General features: G+C 44.5%; 17 protein-coding genes and 1 pseudogene. 11 read left to right on the top strand and 7 right to left on the bottom strand.

Going from position 1 to position 21,074, the window contains the following annotated elements:
* Window positions 1–21: 21 nt before the first annotated feature.
* The 6 genes from ACTTK6_RS12510 to ACTTK6_RS12485 all read left to right on the top strand — a co-directional run bounded on the left by ACTTK6_RS12510 (window position 22) and on the right by ACTTK6_RS12485 (window position 7,915).
* Complete coding sequence (locus tag ACTTK6_RS12510) at window positions 22–1,200, top strand: acyl-CoA dehydrogenase family protein (RefSeq protein ID WP_462833574.1); 1,179 nt, start codon at window positions 22–24, stop codon at window positions 1,198–1,200.
* A complete protein-coding gene (locus ACTTK6_RS12505; RefSeq protein WP_462833573.1) occupies window positions 1,193–2,386 on the top strand; it encodes a thiolase family protein in 1,194 nt (397 codons plus the stop codon). Before ACTTK6_RS12510 ends, ACTTK6_RS12505 begins: the two co-directional genes overlap by 8 nt.
* Window positions 2,387–2,678: 292 nt before the next feature.
* The gene (locus tag ACTTK6_RS12500) at window positions 2,679–3,875 is read left to right on the top strand and encodes a TAXI family TRAP transporter solute-binding subunit (protein ID WP_462833572.1); all 1,197 of its coding nucleotides are present in this window, start codon (window positions 2,679–2,681) and stop codon (window positions 3,873–3,875) included.
* 27 nt (window positions 3,876–3,902) lie between these two features.
* Complete coding sequence (locus ACTTK6_RS12495; protein WP_462833571.1) at window positions 3,903–5,810, top strand: TRAP transporter permease; 1,908 nt, start codon at window positions 3,903–3,905, stop codon at window positions 5,808–5,810.
* 99 nt (window positions 5,811–5,909) lie between these two features.
* Complete coding sequence (locus tag ACTTK6_RS12490) at window positions 5,910–6,719, top strand: SDR family oxidoreductase (protein WP_462833570.1); 810 nt, start codon at window positions 5,910–5,912, stop codon at window positions 6,717–6,719.
* A gap of 137 nt (window positions 6,720–6,856) precedes the next feature.
* Window positions 6,857–7,915 carry a zinc-dependent alcohol dehydrogenase gene (locus ACTTK6_RS12485; protein WP_462833569.1) on the top strand — a complete coding sequence of 353 codons (1,059 nt, stop codon included), beginning with the start codon at window positions 6,857–6,859 and terminating at the stop codon, window positions 7,913–7,915.
* A 290-nt stretch (window positions 7,916–8,205) separates the two neighbouring features.
* Here the strand turns inward: ACTTK6_RS12485 and mqo are convergent, their stop codons facing one another.
* Both mqo and ACTTK6_RS12475 read right to left on the bottom strand, forming a co-directional pair.
* Entirely contained in the window at window positions 8,206–9,720 is a 1,515-nt protein-coding gene (gene mqo / locus ACTTK6_RS12480; RefSeq protein WP_462833601.1) for a malate dehydrogenase (quinone), read from the bottom strand.
* 170 nt (window positions 9,721–9,890) lie between these two features.
* Window positions 9,891–10,616 (bottom strand): FadR/GntR family transcriptional regulator, encoded by a 726-nt coding sequence (locus ACTTK6_RS12475; RefSeq protein WP_462833568.1) that lies wholly within the window; start codon window positions 10,614–10,616, stop codon window positions 9,891–9,893.
* A gap of 368 nt (window positions 10,617–10,984) precedes the next feature.
* On the opposite strand from ACTTK6_RS12475, the gene ACTTK6_RS12470 reads away from it, so the two are divergent.
* The 3 genes and pseudogenes from ACTTK6_RS12470 to ACTTK6_RS12460 all read left to right on the top strand — a co-directional run bounded on the left by ACTTK6_RS12470 (window position 10,985) and on the right by ACTTK6_RS12460 (window position 14,372).
* A complete protein-coding gene (locus ACTTK6_RS12470) occupies window positions 10,985–12,571 on the top strand; it encodes an L-lactate permease (RefSeq protein ID WP_462833567.1) in 1,587 nt (528 codons plus the stop codon).
* 75 nt (window positions 12,572–12,646) lie between these two features.
* A pseudogene (locus ACTTK6_RS12465) lies at window positions 12,647–12,730 on the top strand (transposase); the annotation flags it as partial.
* 397 nt (window positions 12,731–13,127) lie between these two features.
* Entirely contained in the window at window positions 13,128–14,372 is a 1,245-nt protein-coding gene (locus tag ACTTK6_RS12460; RefSeq protein ID WP_462833566.1) for a hypothetical protein, read from the top strand.
* A 268-nt stretch (window positions 14,373–14,640) separates the two neighbouring features.
* Here the strand turns inward: ACTTK6_RS12460 and ACTTK6_RS12455 are convergent, their stop codons facing one another.
* The 5 genes from ACTTK6_RS12455 to ACTTK6_RS12435 form a co-directional block, all read right to left on the bottom strand.
* On the bottom strand, window positions 14,641–15,087 hold the full coding sequence (locus tag ACTTK6_RS12455) for a ferritin-like domain-containing protein (RefSeq protein WP_462833565.1): 447 nt from the start codon (window positions 15,085–15,087) through the stop codon (window positions 14,641–14,643).
* Window positions 15,088–15,314: 227 nt separating this feature from the next.
* Window positions 15,315–16,457 carry a formamidase gene (locus tag ACTTK6_RS12450; protein ID WP_462833564.1) on the bottom strand — a complete coding sequence of 381 codons (1,143 nt, stop codon included), beginning with the start codon at window positions 16,455–16,457 and terminating at the stop codon, window positions 15,315–15,317.
* Entirely contained in the window at window positions 16,442–16,579 is a 138-nt protein-coding gene (locus ACTTK6_RS12445) for a zinc-binding dehydrogenase (protein ID WP_462833600.1), read from the bottom strand. Before ACTTK6_RS12445 ends, ACTTK6_RS12450 begins: the two co-directional genes overlap by 16 nt.
* A 1,075-nt stretch (window positions 16,580–17,654) precedes the next feature.
* Window positions 17,655–18,188, bottom strand: coding sequence for a GNAT family N-acetyltransferase (locus tag ACTTK6_RS12440; RefSeq protein ID WP_462833563.1), 534 nt, complete (start codon window positions 18,186–18,188; stop codon window positions 17,655–17,657).
* 86 nt (window positions 18,189–18,274) lie between these two features.
* Complete coding sequence (locus ACTTK6_RS12435) at window positions 18,275–19,867, bottom strand: phytoene desaturase family protein (RefSeq protein WP_462833562.1); 1,593 nt, start codon at window positions 19,865–19,867, stop codon at window positions 18,275–18,277.
* Window positions 19,868–20,059: 192 nt separating this feature from the next.
* On the opposite strand from ACTTK6_RS12435, the gene ACTTK6_RS12430 reads away from it, so the two are divergent.
* Window positions 20,060–20,500, top strand: a complete 441-nt coding sequence (locus tag ACTTK6_RS12430) for a MarR family winged helix-turn-helix transcriptional regulator (RefSeq protein ID WP_462833561.1) — start codon at window positions 20,060–20,062, stop codon at window positions 20,498–20,500.
* Between the two features lies 1 nt (window position 20,501).
* Complete coding sequence (locus tag ACTTK6_RS12425; protein WP_462833560.1) at window positions 20,502–20,927, top strand: organic hydroperoxide resistance protein; 426 nt, start codon at window positions 20,502–20,504, stop codon at window positions 20,925–20,927.
* The last annotated feature ends 147 nt before the right edge of the window (window positions 20,928–21,074 follow it).

The following is a 21,074-nucleotide window of genomic DNA, read 5'->3' as shown; positions in this document are numbered from 1 at the left end:
AGCATCTCGGAGGGTAAAAAAATGGATTTCAATTTTAGCGAAGAAACCGAATCATTCAGAAAGAAGGTACGACAATTTGTCCAAGAAGACGTAGAAAACGTAGCAATGCAAATTGAAGAAGAAGATAAAATACCGGAAGAGATCTATAAAAAATCCCAGGAATTAGGTTTATTTGGGCTTAATATTCCTAAAGAGTATGGCGGCCATGGTCTTAACATGGTGGATAAGTGTGCTATCTATGAAGAGTTGGGGCAAACCCATAATGGATTTACTACTCTCGTATGTGCACACACAGGCATTGGTACTTCAGGAATAGTGCAACTAGGTAATGAAGAACAAAAAAAGAAATATTTACCTAAATTGGCAAATGGAGAATGGATAGGTGCCTTCTGTTTAACTGAACCGGAGGCAGGTTCAAACGCTACAAATTTGAGTACGACTGCTGTGAAAAAAGACGACAAGTATATTATTAACGGAATGAAGCATTATATTACGAACGGACCTATTGCCAGTGTTTATACCGTAATGGCAATTACAGATCCTGAACAAGGAGCAAAAGGCATTACGTCTTTTATCGTAGAAAAAGATACGCCTGGATTTCGGGTCGGGAAAATAGACGACAAGATGGGTATGCGTGGCACTTATACGTCGGAGTTAATATTTGAGAATGTAGAAGTACCAGAAGAAAACGTATTGGGGGAAGTAAATCAAGGGTATGTCAACGCGCTGAAAATTCTATCTACTGGGCGTGCTGGGTTAGCAGCGAGAAACCTAGGATCATCTGAAAAATTATTGGACCATTGCTTGAATTACGTACTTGAAAGGGAACAATTTGGCAAACCTTTATTTGATCAACAAGTGATTCAACATAAACTTGCAGACATGGCCGTGGAAATTGAAGCATTACGAGCTTTAACCTATCGAACTGCATGGCAGGCTGACCAAGGAAGCAAAGTGATTAAAGAAGCAGCGATTGCAAAATTGTTTGGTTCCGAAGTATATGGACGTATAGCAGATACTGCTGTTCAAATCCATGGAGGCAAGGGGTACATGAAAGAATATCCTATTGAACGCTATTATCGAGATGCCAGAATAGCTAGGATATATGAAGGAACTTCTGAAATTCAACGGAACATTATTGCTGCTCAATTACAACGAGAAGCAAAACAGGAAGAGAAGGTAGGAGGAAACAATGAATAATCCAGTAGTGATTAACTCAGTACGAACAGCGATCGGGAAAATGGGGGGAGCATTGCGAGATGAATTAGTGGATTATCTTGGGTCAAAGGTTATCCATGAAGTGACTAATCGTTCGGATGTCCAGAAGAATGACATTGAGGAAGTAATTCTTGGCCAAGCCAAGCAGAGTGCCGACTCTTCAAATTTAGCTCGTCTTGCTCTTTTGAGGGCAGGTTTGCCGGTGGAAGTACCAGGCTATACTGTTCATCGCCAATGTGGTTCGGGTCTTCAAGCTATTAACAATGCTGATATGCAGATTCGGCAAGGATTATCAAACACAATCATTGCTGGTGGGGCGGAAAGCATGAGCACGGCTCCCTATTATCTGCGTAACGCTAGGTTTGGTCTCCGAGCAGGAAATGGACAGATTCTTGATCCTAATACGGAAAGCCAACCCAATTCCCAGCCGATAGAAGAATATGGAGATTTGACTATGGGCCTTACAGCGGAAAATCTTGCTGAACAATACTCTATTTCAAGAGAGGAACAAGATGAGTTTTCTTTTCAAAGCCAAATGAAAGCACAAAACGCTATAGAAAAAGGATACTTTAAGGAAGAAATCGTTCCTTATGAGATAAAGAAAAAGAAAGAAACCGTTATTTTTGACACCGATGAGCATCCTCGTCTTACACCAATGGAAAAGCTGGCGAAACTTCCATCGGTATTTAAAGAAGAAGGATCGGTTACAGTAGCAAGTGCGAGCGGAAGAAACGACGCTGCTGCAGCAGTATTAATGATGGAAGAAGAAAAGGCTAAAGAAAAAGGATTAGTACCAAAAGCAAGAATAGTAGCTCAGGCTTCTTCGGGTGTAGGCCCGGAAATTATGGGGATTGGACCTGTATATTCTACAAAAAAGGCATTAAAGCAAGCTAATTTGCCTCTTGAAGCTATGGGCCTTATTGAATTGAACGAAGCATTTGCTGCCCAAACATTAGCTGTTGTAAAGGAATTAGGTATCAATATCGACAGACTAAATGTTAACGGCGGGGCTATTGCCCTGGGCCATCCTATTGGAGCTACCGGTGCTATTCTTATGACAAAAATGCTTCATGAAATGGAGCGTCGAGGAGAGAAATACGGACTGGTTACTTTGTGCATCGGGGGCGGGCAAGGAATTTCAACAGTAGTCGAAAACTTGCAAGTTTAAAGAGAGAATGAAAATTTATATCCTATTTTGTGGGACTTAACCAAAATATGTACTTAACTCTTTTTTCGTGTTATTTGTTCAACTTGGGAAAAGGCTCTGCCACACGTTTCCTTCTGATATACTAAGAGGCTGCTTTTTTCATTTTTATTATTAAGCACATGTTTTGGTCTTAAGCCCGTTTTTAATATGTTCGATAGCCTTATTGTGTAAATGATGGTCAGGGTATGTTTTTAGAATTTATTACGGAGAAATTTGTAAGCGTTAACAATTTTGTAAAGAAGGGGTGACATTCATGATTAAGCAATGCAAAAGTTTAATTTTTCTCCTTATCGCGGGATTGATATTTACAGGTTGTTCTAATCCTAGAGCTTCTTCAGAAAATTTAACCGTTGACGATGGAAATGAAAATAATGGAGAGAAAGAAGAAGTGCAAATGCCAGAAGATATGGTCTGGAGCGTCTATGGTATTAATGCAGCAGGTTATGCAGAAGCCTCTGCCATAGCAAATGAAATGACTGAAGAATATGGCACACAGATCAGAATGCTTCCATCATCAAGTGGGGTGGGGAGAATGATGCCTTTGTACTTGGACAAAGCTGATATTGGAAAATTAGGAGATGAAGCTAAATTTGCTTTTGAAGCAGATAAAGAATTTTTCGATCTCGGCTGGGGGCCTCAGGATATGAGAGCGATCTGGGCGCCGGTTTCTCCATTTGGTCTTGCTGTACGTGAAGATTCGAACATAGAGTCCATTGAAGATTTAGAAGGAAAGCGGGTGCCTATGATTAGTGGAAATTCATCCATTAATTTAAAAACAGAAATAATGCTGGCCTATGGGGGGCTATCCCCAGAGGATGTCGACTTGGTGGATACAAATGATTACGGCGGCCAAGGAAACGCTCTCATTCAAGGGGAGTTAGATGTTGCTTCTATTAATCCTTTATCAGGGGGGATGTACGAGGCTGATAGTCTCGAAGGGATTCGTTGGCTCCAAATGCCAGCAGAAAACGAAGAAGCCTGGGATAACGTTCAAGATATAGCTTCTTGGTATGCCCCGAGGAAGATAGATGAGGGGGCAGGAATGACGGAAACGAACGAAATTATGGGTCATGGATATTTGATTGCAAGTTATGCGGATACAGATGAAGAAGATATGTATGCTTTTACAAAAGCTATGGTTGAGCAATACGAGAACTATAAAAATGCTACTTCAAATATGTGGACTTACCATCCTGATGAAATAAAAATAAGCCCAGCAGAAGTTGGAATCCCTTTTCACAAAGGAACAGTTCGATATTTCAAAGAAAATGACATGTGGAGTGAACAACAGCAAAAAGAAAATGATGCTCTGATTGAACGTCAACAGGAGCTTCAGGAAGCTTGGAAGGTAGTTGAAAAAAAAGCAAAAGAAATGAATTTATCCAATGAAGAACACGAGGCACACTGGATAGAACGCAAAGAAGAACTAGTACCAGAGGAAAATTCATAAATATAAGTAGGAGAGGAGGAAACAGAAATGAATCGAATTCATGGTTTCTGGAAAGTTATTGTCATCGTTGCCACGTTAATAGGGATTTTCTTAGCAGTCAATCAAGTGTTTTATTTGCGTTTATTCGGATTCGTGCCATTGGCAAATGAATATTTGTATTACCTGCTTGCAATGTTTATGTCAATTGCCTTTCTGGCTCTGCCGGCTCGAAAAAAAGATGTTTCCATTCGTTATTATGATGTAATTGGGGCTGGGCTCACTTTTATTATAACCATGTATCTGGGTTTCAATAGTGAGCGCATTATCTTGGAAGGTTGGGACTGGGCAGCTCCAATACTACCGACCATCGCCTCTATTGTATTATGGGGGCTTGTTCTGGAGATGTTGCGTCGGACGGGGGGGAAGATATTATTCATAATCTGTGGATTAATATCGCTTTATCCGCTAGTTGCGAACGTCATCCCTGTATATTTTTTGCAAGGCGCTAGTTTTGACTTTGCCACTCTTGCGAATAATCACATAATGAGCACGAACAGTATTCTAGGGGTCCCGTTAAGCACAATAGGAACTCTAGTTATCGGTTTCTTAGTGTTTGGAGTTATTCTCACTCACACGGGAGGGGGAGCATTTTTCTTTAAACTTGCCCAATCGTTATTTGGAAATTCTCGAGGTGGAGAAGCAAAAGTCTCCATAGTAGGGAGTGCGTTTTTTGGAATGTTAAGCGGGAGTGCTATTTCAAATGCCGTAACTACTGGTCAAATGACCATCCCTGCGATGAAAAATTCTGGTTATGAGAGTAAATATGCTGCTGCAGTTGAAGCAACATCTTCAACTGGTGGAACCATTACTCCTCCAATTATGGGCTCTGCTGTGTTTATTATGACTTCATTCATTGGGGTTGCTTATTTAGACATTGTCGTAGCCGCCGTGATTCCTGCAGTATTATTTTTCTTGGCTGTATTTCTACAGGTTGATAGTTATGCTGCTAAACACAAGTTACAGGGCATAGCAAAGAAAGATTTACCTTCTACATTTAAAACGTTAAAGGAAGGATGGATTTATTTAGTAAGCATGGCAGTATTGGTTTTGGTTCTTGTTTTCATTCAGTCAGAAGGCCAAGCACCTTATTATGCTAGTGCTTTAATTCTCTTACTCGCATCGTTGAAGAAATCAACACGATTTAATTTAAAAAAACTAATTGATATGGTTGTAGATCTTGGTAAAGTACTTGGAGAAATCATTTCTCTGATTGCAGGTATAGGTTTGATTGTGGGAGCTTTTTCAGCTACAGGGGTCTCTTTCTCATTTTCTAGGGAACTCGTTCAGATGGCAGGGGATAATTTATTCTTATTACTCCTTGCAGGAGCGATCACTAGTTTTATTCTTGGCATGGGGATGACCGTTTCTGCAAGCTATATCTTTTTGGCAATTGTATTAGCGCCTGCTTTAGAAACGGTGGGAGTGGAACCAATTGCAGCACATCTTTTCGTTCTCTATTGGGCCACGGCCTCTTATATTACTCCACCTGTAGCTTTGGCTACCTTTGCCACAGCAAGTATAGCTAAATCGGATCCCCTAAAAACATCACTTATATCAACAAAATTAGGGGTAGTCATGCTCTTCATCCCATTTTTCATTGTTTATCACCCGGCGCTAATATGGAGTGGGACAATAATGGAATCTCTGATCAGTATTGGAACAGCTGCGATTGGTGTCTTTCTTATTTCGGCTTCCCTTCAAAAATACCTTCATGGGTTCGGAAAAATACCGCTCACTGCCAGTGTTCTATTCGCTATCGGTGGTCTAGGAATGATAATGCCTAATCTTATTATAAACATTGGCATTATTTCATTGATAATCATCTTCTATCTTGTGTCTTGGCTGAAGAGGGATTTTTTCAAAAGAGAAGGAACAGAATTAAGCAAAAAAGACTAAATTTGTTTGACTTGAAAGGTATTAGCAGAAAAATAAGTTTTCGCGTTAATACCTTTTCTATGGAATATTTATTTTCATTATGAGGAGGTTTCACAAAGGATGGAACCATATAAGCAGCCTATGTTACCAGAAGAAGCCTTAGAAGGAAAAGTTGCAATTATTACGGGAGGCGCCACAGGTCTGGGAAAAGCCATGGCTACAGAATTTGCACGCTTAGGAGCTAATCTTATTCTTGCCAGTCGTAATCATGAAAACTTAGATCAAGCAGTTAAAGAAATACAAAAATTCGGAACGAGAGTAAAATCAGTGCAAGTAGATATCAGAGACCCTGCCCAAGTGGAAGAAATGGTTTCTATGGCCGTATTGGAATTTGGGCAAATTGATATTTTAGTTAATAATGCGGCCGGAAATTTTCTAGTGGAAGCTATTGAGATGTCAATTAATGCTTGGAATGCTGTCATTAACACTGTTTTAAATGGCACCTGGTATTGCAGCCAGTATGTGGCAAAACAGATGAGAGCTCAAAACGCTCCAGGGACTATTTTGAATGTTGGGGCAACTTATGCTTGGACAGGAGGGCCCTTAACTGCCCATTCTGCAGCCGCCAAAGCAGCTGTATTAGCATTGACGAAAACGTTAGCTGTCGAATGGGCGGAGTATAATATTCGAGTGAATATGATCACTCCTGGTTCAACAGAGGAGACAGGAGCAGCCAGTCAGCTGTGGGAAGATCCAGCTCAGAAGAGAAAAATATTGAAAAATATCCCTGTGAATCGATTATCGACTCGCCAGGAAGTGGCAAACTTAGCATCTTATTTAGTTAGTGATTATGCAAGCTATGTCACTGGGGCGAATCATGTCATAGACGGAGGAGGGTGGCTAAACAAAGGAAAGTATAAAAATGATTAAATAAATGAAACCAAAAGGTACCTTCCCTCCATTTGTGGCTAGCCCCTGTTCTAGGTAGTCGTGTTTAAGCTACCTCTATAAAACTTCTAGTAGTGGTCGAGAGTTAAAATATGAAATAACAAGGAGAGTGTACCTAGATGGACGCAGTCGTTAAACATAATAAGGATTCTTATGAACTGTGGATAACGGACGTACCGATACCAGAATTAAAAAATGGAGAAGTCTTGGTGCAAGTGAGCTGTGTTGGGATATGCGGGAGCGATTTACACATGTACGCAGGCCATAAAGGTTATGACTGGATTACTTATCCTCTTATTTTGGGCCATGAAATCACAGGGGTAGTACGTCAAACAAATAACCAATCTTTAGAAGGAAAACGTGTTGTCGTGAATCCCTACGTGCCGTGTGGAAAGTGTGAATATTGTAAGCGAAACGAAGAAAACCGATGTGATAATAACACTTTTAGTAAAAGAAAAGGGGCCCCGCAATCATTACAATATGGTTTTCGCAGAAATGGAGGGATGGCAGAGTATATGGCTGTTCCGGAAGAAAATATCCTTCCCATTCCTGAGAAGGTCTCCGATAATGTTGCAGCTGTAGCTGAGGCAATAGCCGTCGGCCTTACAGCGGTACAAAAAGTAAATGAGGTCACTGGACAAAAGATAGTTATATTCGGCCCCGGTCCCATCGGTTTAGGTATTGCAAGTATTTTAGTTGGCTTGCAGGCAGAGAATATCGTCATGGTGGGTGTTCCTGGCGATGAAAAAAGACTAAACAAAGCGAAAAAACTGGGAGTGCATCACACCCTTATTACTTCAGATAACATTGTTGATGACCTATTAGATAACAACTATGGCTACGACGTAGCTTTTGATTGTTCTGGCCATTACTCCGTGCCAGAGAGTGTAGTTAACGTATTGAAAAAGGGTGCCCAACTTGTCTTAGTGGGTATATCTACAAGTGTGTTTTCCCTGAAAATGGATCAAGTAGTTCGTGGAGAGATACAAATTAAAGGAAGCTATGGTATCACTACGGAGGCACTCAAACAGATACTTGAATACGCTACAGAAGATACATTTCCTTTTGAAGGATTGATAGCCGAGGAATACAAAATCAATGATGTTAAAAACGCTTTTGATGCCGCTTTAAATAGGGCAGAAGGAAAGGTCGTATTAAAAATAAATGATGACTTATAATTAATAATTTATTAAGTTATATTATTAATCTTACAGTAGGAGAAATGCCAAAAGCGAGATTGTGGTTAAATATTGATTTCGTATCTTTAGGGTAAACCAAATATGGATAGGTGAGATAAAACTTAAAAATAACTGATTGATTGCTAATGTCTAAAAGAGTGAAGACTTCTCGGTTGAGAATCTTTGCTCTTTTTAAATACTACTGATAATCGCGATTATGTTAAGGAAGCATCAGGCGCCGTTTGGCACATTGGTGCTTCCTTCCTGTCGTCATTCTATTAATGGTTTTTTTATGCTTTAAGCGCCGTTAACTTAAGGGTGCGCGAGGTGGCATCGTGCACCATATCAAGCAGCTCGGGATTGTCCTCAAGGGATTCGCCGTAGGACGGAATGATTTCCTTCAGCTTCGGCTCCCACGCCTCGAGGTGGTCGGGGAAGCATTTGTTCAGCACTTCAAGCATAATCGACACCGACACCGAAGCGCCTGGCGATTCACCGAGAAGCGCCGCCATCGTGCGGTCCTCGGCATGAATCAGCTTGGTGCCAAACTGCAGGGCGCCCCGGCCGCCTTCCTCGGTATCCTCAATCAGCTGGACGCGCTGGCCGGCGACGAGAAGCTCCCAGTCCTCACTGGACGCATCCGGCACAAAGTTCCGCAGTTCCTCCATCCGGTGTTCCTTGGTCATGCTCAGCTGCTGGGCGAGATACTTGAGCAGCGGGGTATTCTTTGCGCCGGCTGCAAGCATCGTCAGCACGTTTGTCGGCTTGACCGAGCCAAACAGGTCCATCGGCGATCCCTGCTTCAAAAACTTGGGCGTAAATCCGGCGAACGGGCCGTACAGAAGCGTATCCCTGCCTTCGATATGACGCCGGTCCAGATGCGGCACCGTCATCGGCGGCGTGCCCTCCGGTTCTTTGCCGTACACTTTGGAATGATGCTTTTGAACAACCTCGGGATTATCACAGACAAGAAACTCGCCGCTGATCGGAAATCCGCCGATATGCTTGCTTTCAGGAATCCCGGTTTTCTGCAGCAGCGGCAGGGCACCGCCGCCGGCACCGATAAAGGCGAAGGACGCCGTATGCTCCTCGAGCGTTTCCTGTTGATGGTTTCGGACCTTTACTTCCCACGTGCCGTCTGGTCGCTGGGCAATATCGTCGACGGAATGATTGTAGCGGATCTCGACATTACTTTGCTTCTCCAGGTTGGCAAGCATCTGGCGCGTCAGTTCCCCGAAATTGATATCGGTGCCGTGATCGACCTTCGTGGCCGCAATCGGCTCGTCGGAGTCGCGCCCCTCCATCATTAACGGAATCCACTGCCTGATTTGCTCAGGATCCTCGGAAAACTCCATGCCCTGAAACTGGGGATGGCCGTCGAGGGCCTCGAACCGTTTCTTCAGAAAGTTTACATGGTCCTGGCCGTACACAAAGCTGATGTGGGGCAGGGGACGGATAAATTCTTCCGGGTTTTGAAGGTCGCCCTGATCCACCAGATGCGCCCAGAGCTGTCTTGAAATCTGAAACTGTTCATTAATTTCGACCGCCCGGCCGGTCTTCAGAGAGCCGTCCGGCTGCTCGGGGGTATAGTTCAGCTCACAGAGAGCTGCGTGCCCGGTACCGGCGTTGTTCCATTCATTCGAGCTCTCCTGTCCGGCGGAATCGAGCTTTTCGAACAGAGTAATGTGCCATTCGGGCTCTAATTTATTTAACAGTGTCGCAAGGGTGGCGCTCACGATGCCGGCGCCGATCAGAATGACGTCGGTCGTTGTGTCATAATTACGCATCGTTTTCCTCCTTTGGATAATGCCACAAGTTGAGTTTATACAGAAAATAAACCTGTCATGCGTCTGTGACGCTGATTTTGCAGATGTTTATCTTGCGAAGGATTGGCAGACCTAATCCCTCTTTTAATGATTGTGATTGGCTTTCCGCTGAACCATGGCAATGAAGGCAGAAACGCATGGTAGATCATCTACTCGTTTCGGTGTTTCGTTCCTTTGGACAGCACATCTTCCACATTGATGAGGTGTCTGCTCATGGCTTCGACAGCTGCTTCGGCCTGGTGGTCTTCGATGGCATGAAGGATTTGTTGATGTTCGTCAATCAGATGTTGAAAGGAGCGTTGTTCGAAAAATAGCCATACCTTTCTGGTTTCATACATGGTTTTTTGCAAGGTATCGGAAAGCCGACTCATCATTTGTTGGAGGAGGTGATTTCCGGAGGCTTCAGCAATGGCTAGGTGGAAACGAACATCGCCCTGTTCGCCGAGATCCCCCGAACCGTTGGACGCCTGCGTCATTTGTTCCAGCGCGAGACGCATTTGTTCCAGATGGCTATCTGTCCGTCGAAGCGCAGCCAGTTCGGCAGCTCCTTTCTCCAGCACATGACGGACTTCAAATAGCTCTTTCATGGTTTGTGTCGAAAGAAGGGAAGGACTGTTCATCATTTCCGTGATGGTGGAAGCATCGTACTGGTTCACAAAAGTGCCTTCTCCCTGGCGAATCGTGATAATGCCGACGGCTCGTAACGCACTTAACGCTTCCCGAACGGCGGAACGGCTGACATCGAACTGTTCCGAAAGCGCAACAACAGAGTCCAGTTTATCCCCGGGTTGTATTTCTCCACGTTTGATCATGTCTTCAATTTTTTCTCGAACCACTTCAGCGATTTTTTTCGTTTCAATCCGTTCGATAGGCACTAATAGCTTCTCCTCTCGTGAATACTGGGATGAGATCATCCTATGTTCTTGATCGTTGGTATGTCAGCGTTGGACGCACTCCGTCACCTTAAGCAAAGCAAAAAACGCTACCTATTTTATTTTCTATAGATATGATCATCAGATGAGAAACATGCATTCATTGTACCATTATTAGAAACCGCTTTCAATTATTAAGCTGTTTTTTGAACAGAGAACCATAAAAAAGCATCTTTTGGTCATAAAACATATTGCAATTATGAATGTAAGCGGTTACGATATGGAATATGGTCATCTGATGACCATATTACCCCTATCCTTGATGAGCGGTAAGAGCGAAAGCATCATGATATCAAAGAGGAGGAAATCAAATGTTAATGATCGTGGCCTTAAGCGCTGTGATTGTACCATTTCTGTTGTTGGTCCTGCTGCGAATGCCGGCAATTAAAGGGATGTCTATCAGTGCCGTTGTTGTCATTCTATTAGCGATAACCGTGTGGGGAATGGAAAGCCAAGTGATTGCTTCGTCGATCCTCCAGGGTGTACATAAAACCTTGACCATTTTATTCATTTTGTTTGGAGCTCTGGTTCTTTTGAATACCCTCAGGAACACGGGGGCAGTGAATCGCATTAATCAGGGGTTCCAGAGTATTTCTCAGGATATGAGGGTCCAATTGATCTTTGTCGCCTTTTTGTTCGGATCGTTAATTGAAGGGGCGGCAGGGTTTGGTACCCCGGCGATGGTGACGGCGCCGTTAATGCTCGCGCTAGGTTTTAAGCCCTTGGCGGCGGTGGCGACAGCGCTCATTGCTGACAGTACTGCCGTCGCCTTCGGAGCGGTAGGAACGCCCGTGTTGGTCGGCTTAAGCACTTTGCCCGAAGCGGATGCTGCCTTTTATCAGGATGTCGGTTTTACGGTCACCCTCATTGATTTATTCGCGGGCATGTTCATTCCTTTTATCCTAATGCTCGTTCTGACGTTGTTCTTTGGTAAAGGAAAGGGTATCAAGGACGCTATGGTGATGCTTCCCTGGACCCTGCTTATTGGGATCACGTATAACGGATCCGCATTAGTATATGCATATTTGTTTGGCCCGGAGTTTGTAGCGATTCTTGGTTCGTTAACGGGACTGGTGGTGGCCGCGGTGACTGCTAAAAAAGGATGGTTGCTCCCAACGTCCACATGGACCGATGCTATGCAGGAGGATTTCAAGATAAGTCACGAACGATCCGAGATGGGATTAATCCGGGCGTGGCTTCCGTATATCATTGTTGTTCTCTTATTGCTTCTCACCCGTATTGTTCCTTGGTTTCAGAAATTCACCCAGACCGCCATTGATTTAACCTGGACGAATATTTTGGGGGTGGAAGGGGTCACGTCGGAATGGGAACTGCTTTATTCTCCCGGCACAGTCCTCACGGTCGCGGCTATCTTGGCCGTCGTCGTTCAACGAAAACGGCTGGGCCACTTTGGGCGGGCAGCCACGCAGTCGTTGGCTACGATTAAAATTACCGCTGTGACTCTTGCGGCCACGCTTGCCATGGTTCATGTGTTTAGTAATTCCGGGATGAATGCGAGCGATTTGATGAGCATGCCGGAGTACATTGCGCAGGGGATGGCAGCCGCCTTCGGCCCAATGTGGATCTTTGCCGCCCCGTTCCTCGGGGAATTGGGGTCTTTTATTACCGGAAGCGCCACCGTTTCAACGCTTACCTTCTCCCCAATTCAGTACAATATCGCAGAGGCCACGGGCGCGAATGTCCACGTGGTGCTTGCTGCTCAACTGGTGGGAGCCGGCGCGGGAAATATGATTTGTGTGCATAACGTAGTTGCTGCTAGTGCTGTTGTAGGAATGCAGGGAGAGGAAGGAAACGTTATCCGAAAAACCTTGGGACCGGCATTTCTGTATGGGATCTTGGTGGGTATTGGCGGATTCATTTTGATGAACATTTTATAAAATGACTAATGGGTTGAAGTTGGACACTAATACCAACTTCAACCCATTATCTTTTAATACATTTTAAATCGTCAAAATGACACCGTGGAAGGACTGAACAACCAGACCGAGGTGATCAAACGGAACGCCTTCGGGTTTCAACGGTATGACCGTCTGTGAGCCAAAGTGTTATTGCATCATCAATATAAATGGTCGCTCGCCGGATAATAGAGAGGTCACCCCAACGTTAGACATAGAACCAAATTATTTTCATTCAGAAAAAAGAGAAGATTGTTGGTCTGGATTCCGTAGCTTGTATAGACGTGACGTCGTTACTTATTTATGGACGCTGTGGGGTCTATCCCGTCGAAAGCGATAGAAGTTATTGCCTTACACGACGATAGCTGCCATGCGTAAAATTTGTGAAAAAGGGAAAAGGGAAACGTTTCTTTAAGCTGTAATCCGTTATATTAGCCAGGAACGGCGGGATAATGGTGTAGGCAGGGATCGACAAATATTCGTGGCGTTAGTCATCCGTTCGATATCGCTGAGATAAGAAAGAGAGGAGGGGAGAAACATGAATCAGCCAACAAAGACGCTAGGATTAATAACCGCGCCGGGATATGCAGCGAAACTAGGGGAAGCGTTACAAAGGGACCTCCCTCCATTACTTGCCCATGATGTCCATGAGGAATACAGCTGGCAGGTGGGATGCACCGAAGATCTCCTTACAGGCGAAACGAATGACTCCTTGGAAGTACTGGAGGCCTTGGAAGCTAAAACTGTCCATAATGAATGGGATTTTGTTATCGCTTTGACGGATTTACCGTTATTCCAGGAGAAGAAGACGGTCTTGGCGGAAACGGCTGCAAGCGAAAATAGTGCGTTTATTAGTCTCCCTGGTCTTGGCTTTATGCCGATGTATAAGCGTGTTCGAGAGGCCATTTTGCAGCTGGTGAATGAGATGTACTATGGAAGCTCGGACCAAGCTCGGGCCTACGTCAAAAAGCGATATCAGGCGAAAAATGGGCCTTATCCAGATGTCAAAAATCAATCGTCAACCAGGTTGATGGGCAAACGTCTGTTGGAGCTTTTATCTCCTATTACACGTGAAACTCTAAACGATCCAGCATCGAAGGTCCGTGTACGATACATGGTCAAGAATCGAAGTAGTGGAAGATGGCGTATTTTTTCGGGAATGGTGCGGGCGAACCGCCCGTGGGATATGTTTCCTGCTTTTATCAAGGTCGTAGTGGTGGCGTTCACGACAGGAGCTTATGCGCTGGTTTTCCCCACCCTTTGGCAATTGGGTCATGAGTACAATGCCTGGCGAATGCTCCTGCTTTCGGTGGTTTCGATCTTAGCAATGGTGAGTTGGATCATTCTCGCTCATCGGTTGTGGGAACAAAAAGTCAAGGACAAACCAGAGTATATCCGAAAATTATACAATACGACCACGTTTGTTACCTTATATTGGACGGTCACGATGTTCTATATTTTATTATTTCTTCTATTTTCGGCCGCTGTGATGATCCTTATTCCCATTGGAATGTTGGAAGCCCAGTTATCCGGAACGGTAGGGTACCTGAACTATTTCTACGTAGCTTGGACCGCCACAAGTGTGGCGACTATTGTTGGAGCGCTGGGATCGGTGTTCGAAGAGAAAGAGATGATTTTGGAATCCACCTATGGATATCGCCAACGTTGGCGACATGAAAGAATCAAAAGGTTTAATGAGGAACAAAAACAAGCAGAAGAAGCGGTAGAAAGAAAGCAAAAGGCATCTAAAGCGAAGAAAGGAACTGAAGAAAACCAACAATGAGTATCCCGTGCGCGTTTTCAGGGGACGCAGACATCATCACTATACCACGTAGCAGGAGAGCATGGACGTAATGTCCCTTGCCCCTCCTAGTGGTTAGGACACCTATCGTTTGGTTCTTGGCGTGAAAGCCTGTTTCTTTCTTTAGTAAAATGAAAAAGAACTCCAAGTAGGCGTTTACTTGAAATTCTTTCCTCCTCTACTGATGGTAGAGGATACATATGAGAATAGGTTCATGGTATCATTTTTCTTCTCAAAAATCTAGCATTTCTCAGGTGGTTTTTTCCAACATTCGTTCAATCTGTTCTTTGTGCCCCGTCTCATCGTCAATCAGATCGTCCAGTTGATTTTGGAGCTCAATCATGCCCAGGGCTTTCGCCTGCTGTCGACGTTCTGCGTACCGATCAATCGTTGCTGCTTCAGCATCCCGAGCAGTTTCTAGCATCTGTCGTACGTCAAAGGTTTGAGGAACATCCGCTGGCGCTATCACTGGGGTCCCGCCGAGTGTCCGAATTTTAGCTGCTAGGTATTGAGCATGTCCTTGCTCATCGCCAATCTCCGCTTCAAAAAAAGCTCGCAGCATCGGCGTATGGATCCCCGAGACGACCGCCGCATAATTTGTATACATGATCGCTGACGCATATTCATTGGCTAGATCCACGTTGAGCCCTTCAATCAATTGCTGGACGTTCGCATCGAACGGTCTAACTTGTCCCATAGTACGTTGCCTCCTTAGAGTGAGTGGTTCGTTCTCCTTTCTTATACCCGGTCAGGGGCCGAGGTAACACTTGCTTGTTTTTCGATATTCTTATCGAGCGATACGATGTTACATTTCATACCAAAGACCAAACCGGGTTCTGACGAATATCAGGTGGAGCGGCTATCATTAAAATGGCCGCTTCGCCCGTAACAATGTTAATTAATCTTTTAGAGGCCCAAGAAGGTCTAAGTGTTCCTGGGTGGCGGAAATCCATAACGGCTACCATCCGTGTGCTGCAAGTGGTTTTCCCATGGCAATCGATACGTGCCGTTTTTTAAATCGTCCATGTACGTATAAGGGGCATCGGTCACCCCTTGGTCCACGGCGACATACCCTCGGTGACCTAATTGATAGATATTGTTTTCCACGCCCCAATGGATCCGCGCTTCATCGGCCAAATCCGGCCGAATTTCGCCCGTAATAATTTCATTCGCCCGGTTTCCTCCACGGGTTGTTACGGTGCCTTCGACATCCACGATCATCGCCTCGCCCATGGAATCATTCACTCCGTCCGTGCCAGCCATCGCCACGGAGGCGATATAAGCAAGGTTGGTAAAAGCGTTGGAACGGTTCGTGATCTCCCAAGCCTGTTGAATTGGTGGGGTATACCCAGCGGTGCGCAGGATCACATTCGCGCCTTTGTAGGCTAATTCGCGACTCACTTCCGGAAACATACCATCATGGCAGATCGCGAGTCCTAGGGTACTACCGTTCGGTCCGGCGCAAACGGGCAACCCCTTATTGCCTGGTTCCCAAGGTTCAGCAGGCGCCCACGGGTGCAACTTGCGATAGTGTAATTGAATGGTTCCTTCATCATCGACAATAAGACCGGTATTATACGGATTGCCATGCGGGTTGGCTTCCATAATTGAAAAACAAGCCCACTGCTTCGTCTGGCGACAGCTTTCCTGTAATTGTTGAACTTCCGGGCCATCAACGGTGCACATTAATTCTTCATTTGTATCCATGTCGAGGCCGTGAAGCATATATTCGGGAAAAACAACAAGGTCAATAGGGGCGATAAATTTTTTCGCCCTTTCCATCATGGTACAGACTTTTATTTGCTCAAATTCATAGTATGTGACGATTTGATCAAAAGGAAACTGGCCATTTTTATAGTAAGAAATCAATTCTGGAATAAATTTTTGTGGTATTGCATCACCTTGAGTAGAACCTACAATACTGTTTCCGCCCAAAGCTAAATCTACAAAAGGTATAGTAAAATCCCCATCAGTAGCGACAAAAGCTATTTTTCCAAATGTATCTAATGATTCGACTGCTTGTTCTATTACTACATTTATTCCAGTAGTATCTAGTGCATTTTGCACTCCTGCCCAGTAATTTCTTTTACTTTTTCTAAAATATTTACATTTTTACTATTAATAATAGCTGTAGCACCCAGTTTTTTAGCAAGTTCTAAACGGTTATCGTGAAGGTCAACTGCAATAATATTTTTGCAACCTGTATAAAAATTTCAGATACTATAATAAAAATATAAACCGCTATATTGTGAAAGGGCGACACTACGTACCCTCTCAAAAAGTACACTTAAAGCAGCAGAAATTAATAATATTTTGAAGAAGTTCTAATTAATATTATATAAATGTTAAGAGTATTCTGTTTAATCTCAAAATGCGATTCTTACAGTTCTTAATTTTTCTGAAAAATTTTCGATCATTGTAGAATAAGTATAAGAAAATAATACCATAACCCCAGTATTGTTATGGTATATATCAAAAGTGATTATTATAAGTTTTGACGCATTAATTATGTTGATTTTCGACTTTAGTTTTAAACCTTAAGTAAATATTATTTTAGCTATCATTTAAGATCGAAAAATTATCTTTTACAAGAAATTAAAGAGCGAGTTGATTTTATAACTGCGTTCGGTCTAAGAAGTTTTCAAAATATCTTACATATCAGTAAATAGGTAAATTGCACTTGATGAGATCATTTCATTGTTTTCAGAACATGGTGTTCTTAGATAGGTAAATATACAGAATCAGCTCGTTTGAATAGTGGCGCATGGAAACTTGGTATAGAGGTCTCACCGGAGAAATGATTGCTTTTGTTTGAGCGATAATGGTTGGTGATGATTACAGGTTGTCAGGCCCGGATTAGCCAACGGATGTTTTTTCTCAACTTCGGAATGTTTTTAAAAATTTCACATATTATAATGAATTAATACCTTTAATTTTTATTCCCAAGGGTTTCAATATAAAGGGGGGAGCTTCGATGAAAAGTTTATTCCAAAACCTAAGAAAATACAACACTTCTTCAGACTAGATATAAATGAAAGAAATAACCCAATAAAACTAACGAACCTTTTTATAATAGGCTTTGCAAATACTAACAAGCAGCGTCTATATCACCTGGGCGCTACTTGTTTTCTATTCTGAAAATCTTTTTGTTTGGCTGGATTGACAGTTTCGTGGTAGGAAGCGGGGACACCTGCGGGATGTAAGGATCGCATCGAAATATAAATTTGGTTATAAGGATGCTCTGTTCGGCCTCTTTCCATAAATTTAATCTGCAAAGGCATCAGGATAACGAACTACTCCATGCACATGGTGAAGCGCGTTCTCGGTTAATTCGAGAGCCATAAACGCTTCATCAGGTACATCAAAGGGAGCTTGAATATTCCATAAGCTGGCTTTTTTAAAACCGAATTTAGGATAGTATACCGGATGGCCCAACACAATAACGGAAGAATAGTTCATCTCTTTGGCTTTTTGCAGTACCGTGTATATTGATTGACTTCCAATTCCTTGGTTCTGAAAGTCAGGCAATACAGATACCGGGGCAAGCGCCAGGGAGGCCGCAGTATCCTCATCATTTTCAATGATAATTTTGGATAAAAGAACATGCCCAACTATTCGGTCGGCTTGGTCTACAGCTACTAATGAAAGCTCAGGTATAAAGAACGTGGATTGCCGAATCTGCTTTACCAATAGGTGTTCTTTTTGATTACTGTTTTCCTCATTCAAAAAAGCTTGTTTAACCAATGCTTCTGTTAGCTCGTATTCTTTTGGATTTTCCTTTCGGATGAAGATTTCCATTTATATTCTCCTTTTTCCATCTCTCTGTACATAAAGAATAGGGCTGGGTTAACGATACAAAAAACATCAAAAGACTATTAACCCACTCACAAAGGCGAAAATTTAAAAAAGGATTTGCTTTTAAGCTTTTCCGCTAACAAATATCCGGAGCCGGCGTTTAATCCTCCGCCGGGCCACGTGGATGCACCGATCATATAAAAATGACTGATCGGTGTTTGATAGCGGGAGTGGCCGACGAAGGGGCGGAATAGAAAATGCTGAAACAGCTGGTGGCTGCCGGCCATATGGTCGCCTTCAACAAGGTTCGGATCCTCCTTCGGGAGATCGTCCGGTGAAAAGACGTGCCGGCCTTCAATAGTATCCTTCACATTGGGAGCGTATTCCTCCAGTTTATCGATGATCCGGTCGGCGTATTGTTCCTTGATCGAGGACCAGGAGCCCGGCTCGATTTCATTTAGCGCATCATACTTAGGACGAGCGGGAAGAGAGCGAACCATGATCCATACCGCCGCTTTTCCCTCCGGAGCTCTGCTTGGATCAACGGCGCTCGGCTGGCCGACGATCAGCAGGGGACTGTCCGGAAGCGTCTCATTCAGTGCCTGGGTGTGCGTGCGGGCGAGATCTGTCACATACGGCGCTATGTGGACATAAGCAGATTGCCCGATTTCTTCCCCGGCCGTCCACTGAAGCGGCTCGTCCAGTGCCAAGTGGATCACCATCGTTTTCGGTCCGTACTGGTAATTGCCTGCCTTAGTGACGAAGGAAGCAGGCAGGTGGGCCGTATCGACTAAGTGGTCAACGATCTGGGTAGGCGTAGCAGTGGCAATGACCTCCCCGGCTTCTATATACGTGCCGTCGGAAAGGAAGACCCCTTTGGCTGCGCCATCTTCGACGTGTACTTCATTTACCCAGGTGTTAGTTTGCAGTTCGCCGCCTCTTGCTTCGAGCATCGTTACCATCGCCTGGATCATCGTTTGGATACCGCCGCGGGCAAATGGAATCCCCTCCTGGTAATGTCCTATGGCTTCTATTAAAGGAAAAGCGGCGCCCCCGCTGACATCCGGGGCGTAATCCAATTGGTAGCCCCACGGAACGACCAGTGATTTTACTTTATCATTTTCAAACCAGGAGTCGACAAACTGCCGCGGGGTTTTGGCGAGCTGGCTGGAGATCTCCAGGGCGGATTTGATTTTTAAATCAAGCAGCGCCCTGAATACGACAAGACCGGCACGGAGCGAGGGAAGCTCCCGGTGCATCAGTTTATATAAATAAGGGGAGACGCGGTCGTATAAGGCATCAAAATCTTTCCAGGTCTCTGCGTCCGCGGCAGAATAGCTGGCGATATTGCGGTGCGTTTTGTCCGGTTCCTTATTAATGGCGAGCCCCTGCCCATCAGGAAAAACGCTTGCGTACGGGTGGGGGCCATAAACAGGGGTGAAGCCATTCGCCTCGAGCTCCTGCTGATTTTCCGAATAAAATCGGGATTTCAAAAATAAACTGATGTTCATGGAGAATAAATCATGAATAAAGCCCGAAGCAGCTACTTCACCGGATTTAGCGGCACCCCCGGGGCGGGGTTCTTTCTCCAGGACCAATACTTTTTTTCCTTGCTTGGCGAGCTGTATAGCGGCGGTGAGGCCATTATGGCCGGCGCCGATGACGATTACGTCATATTTCATGTTTTCCTCCTTTATAATTGTGTTCTTTATAATCGCTCACGTATATGCTGAACTCTTTAACCTTTTCCCAAAAAATGAAACAGGTAAGACCCTGATTGTCTGGACGTGTCAATAAGCACATTATTTGTGCTATCACATAACATTGTGTACTATTTGATTGTGCACAATTAAATGTAAAGGATGGCCATCCGCATGAATGATTCACCATTATCGCTTGACCACCAGTTATGCTTTGCTGTTTATGCCTGCTCGAAGGAAATATCGAAAATGTATCGCGAAGAACTGGATCCGCTCGGACTCACCTTCTCGCAGTACCTGATGATGCTTGTCCTGTGGGAGGAGGATCATCAGTCTGTCAAAGCCATTGGCGAAAAGCTATATCTCGATTCCGGGACGCTGACTCCGATGGTCAAACGAATGGAGGGCGCCGGCCTGGTAACAAGGGAGCGCTCTCCGGAGGATGAACGAATCGTGCTGGTTCACCTTACCGAGCAGGGACGCCTGTTAAAGCGCGACGCAGCGTGTCTGCCTGAGCGCCTCGGCACCCGCCTGGGGATTGATGGGGAAGGCGCGAAGCAGCTGCTTCGTCAGCTGCACCAAATTACGGAACATATTCAAAAGGGAGAGAATTAACATGAAGCCACTTTATACAACGACTGCTACTGCTGTCGGAGGACGCGACGGCCGTGTCACTTCAGAGGACGGTAACCTAAACCTTGACGTTCGTACGCCAAAAGAGCTCGGGGGCAGCGGCGAGCAGGGCACCAACCCGGAGCAGCTTTTCGCTGCGGGCTATGCTGCGTGCTTTGAAAGCGCCCTGAACATGGTCGCCCGTCAGAAAAAAATCAAGCCGGATCATACAGAAATTACTGCCAACGTCTCCATCGGTAAGGATGACGAAGGCGGGTTCGGCCTGGCCGTGAAGCTTGCGGTTCATGTGCAAGGCGTTTCCGAGGAGCAGGCCCAAGAACTTGCCGAGGGCGCCCATGAGAACTGCCCGTATTCTAAAGCGACACGCGGAAACATTGACGTGGACGTTACAGTAGCTGACCCGTCATAAGAATTAAGTAGTGTAAAGACTGGTGCTGGAGAATTACCCTCCATCATCAGTCTTTTTATTTTGGTTTTTTGGCTCAACACCAAAATATGTTCTTGAAAAATATGTGCTTGATAAAAAGAAATGAAAAAACATCTGCCCCTCTGTTAT

The organism is Marinococcus salis (assembly GCF_054971365.1).
The sequence above is the reverse complement of the archived record's forward strand: the minus strand, read 5'-3'. Positions and strand labels throughout refer to the sequence as shown.

What these genes read in the sequence shown, in the direction of transcription:
- ACTTK6_RS12510 (WP_462833574.1), top strand. Translation starts at nt 22, where the DNA reads ATGGATTTCAATTTTAGCGAAGAAACCGAATCATTCAGAAAGAAGGTA.
- ACTTK6_RS12440 (WP_462833563.1), bottom strand. Translation starts at nt 18,188, where the DNA reads ATGGAAATCTTCATCCGAAAGGAAAATCCAAAAGAATACGAGCTAACA.
- ACTTK6_RS12490 (WP_462833570.1), top strand. Translation starts at nt 5,910, where the DNA reads ATGGAACCATATAAGCAGCCTATGTTACCAGAAGAAGCCTTAGAAGGA.
- ACTTK6_RS12430 (WP_462833561.1), top strand. Translation starts at nt 20,060, where the DNA reads ATGAATGATTCACCATTATCGCTTGACCACCAGTTATGCTTTGCTGTT.
- ACTTK6_RS12460 (WP_462833566.1), top strand. Translation starts at nt 13,128, where the DNA reads ATGAATCAGCCAACAAAGACGCTAGGATTAATAACCGCGCCGGGATAT.
- ACTTK6_RS12425 (WP_462833560.1), top strand. Translation starts at nt 20,502, where the DNA reads ATGAAGCCACTTTATACAACGACTGCTACTGCTGTCGGAGGACGCGAC.
- ACTTK6_RS12500 (WP_462833572.1), top strand. Translation starts at nt 2,679, where the DNA reads ATGATTAAGCAATGCAAAAGTTTAATTTTTCTCCTTATCGCGGGATTG.
- ACTTK6_RS12455 (WP_462833565.1), bottom strand. Translation starts at nt 15,087, where the DNA reads ATGGGACAAGTTAGACCGTTCGATGCGAACGTCCAGCAATTGATTGAA.
- ACTTK6_RS12470 (WP_462833567.1), top strand. Translation starts at nt 10,985, where the DNA reads ATGTTAATGATCGTGGCCTTAAGCGCTGTGATTGTACCATTTCTGTTG.
- ACTTK6_RS12485 (WP_462833569.1), top strand. Translation starts at nt 6,857, where the DNA reads ATGGACGCAGTCGTTAAACATAATAAGGATTCTTATGAACTGTGGATA.
- ACTTK6_RS12495 (WP_462833571.1), top strand. Translation starts at nt 3,903, where the DNA reads ATGAATCGAATTCATGGTTTCTGGAAAGTTATTGTCATCGTTGCCACG.
- ACTTK6_RS12505 (WP_462833573.1), top strand. Translation starts at nt 1,193, where the DNA reads ATGAATAATCCAGTAGTGATTAACTCAGTACGAACAGCGATCGGGAAA.
- ACTTK6_RS12435 (WP_462833562.1), bottom strand. Translation starts at nt 19,867, where the DNA reads ATGAAATATGACGTAATCGTCATCGGCGCCGGCCATAATGGCCTCACC.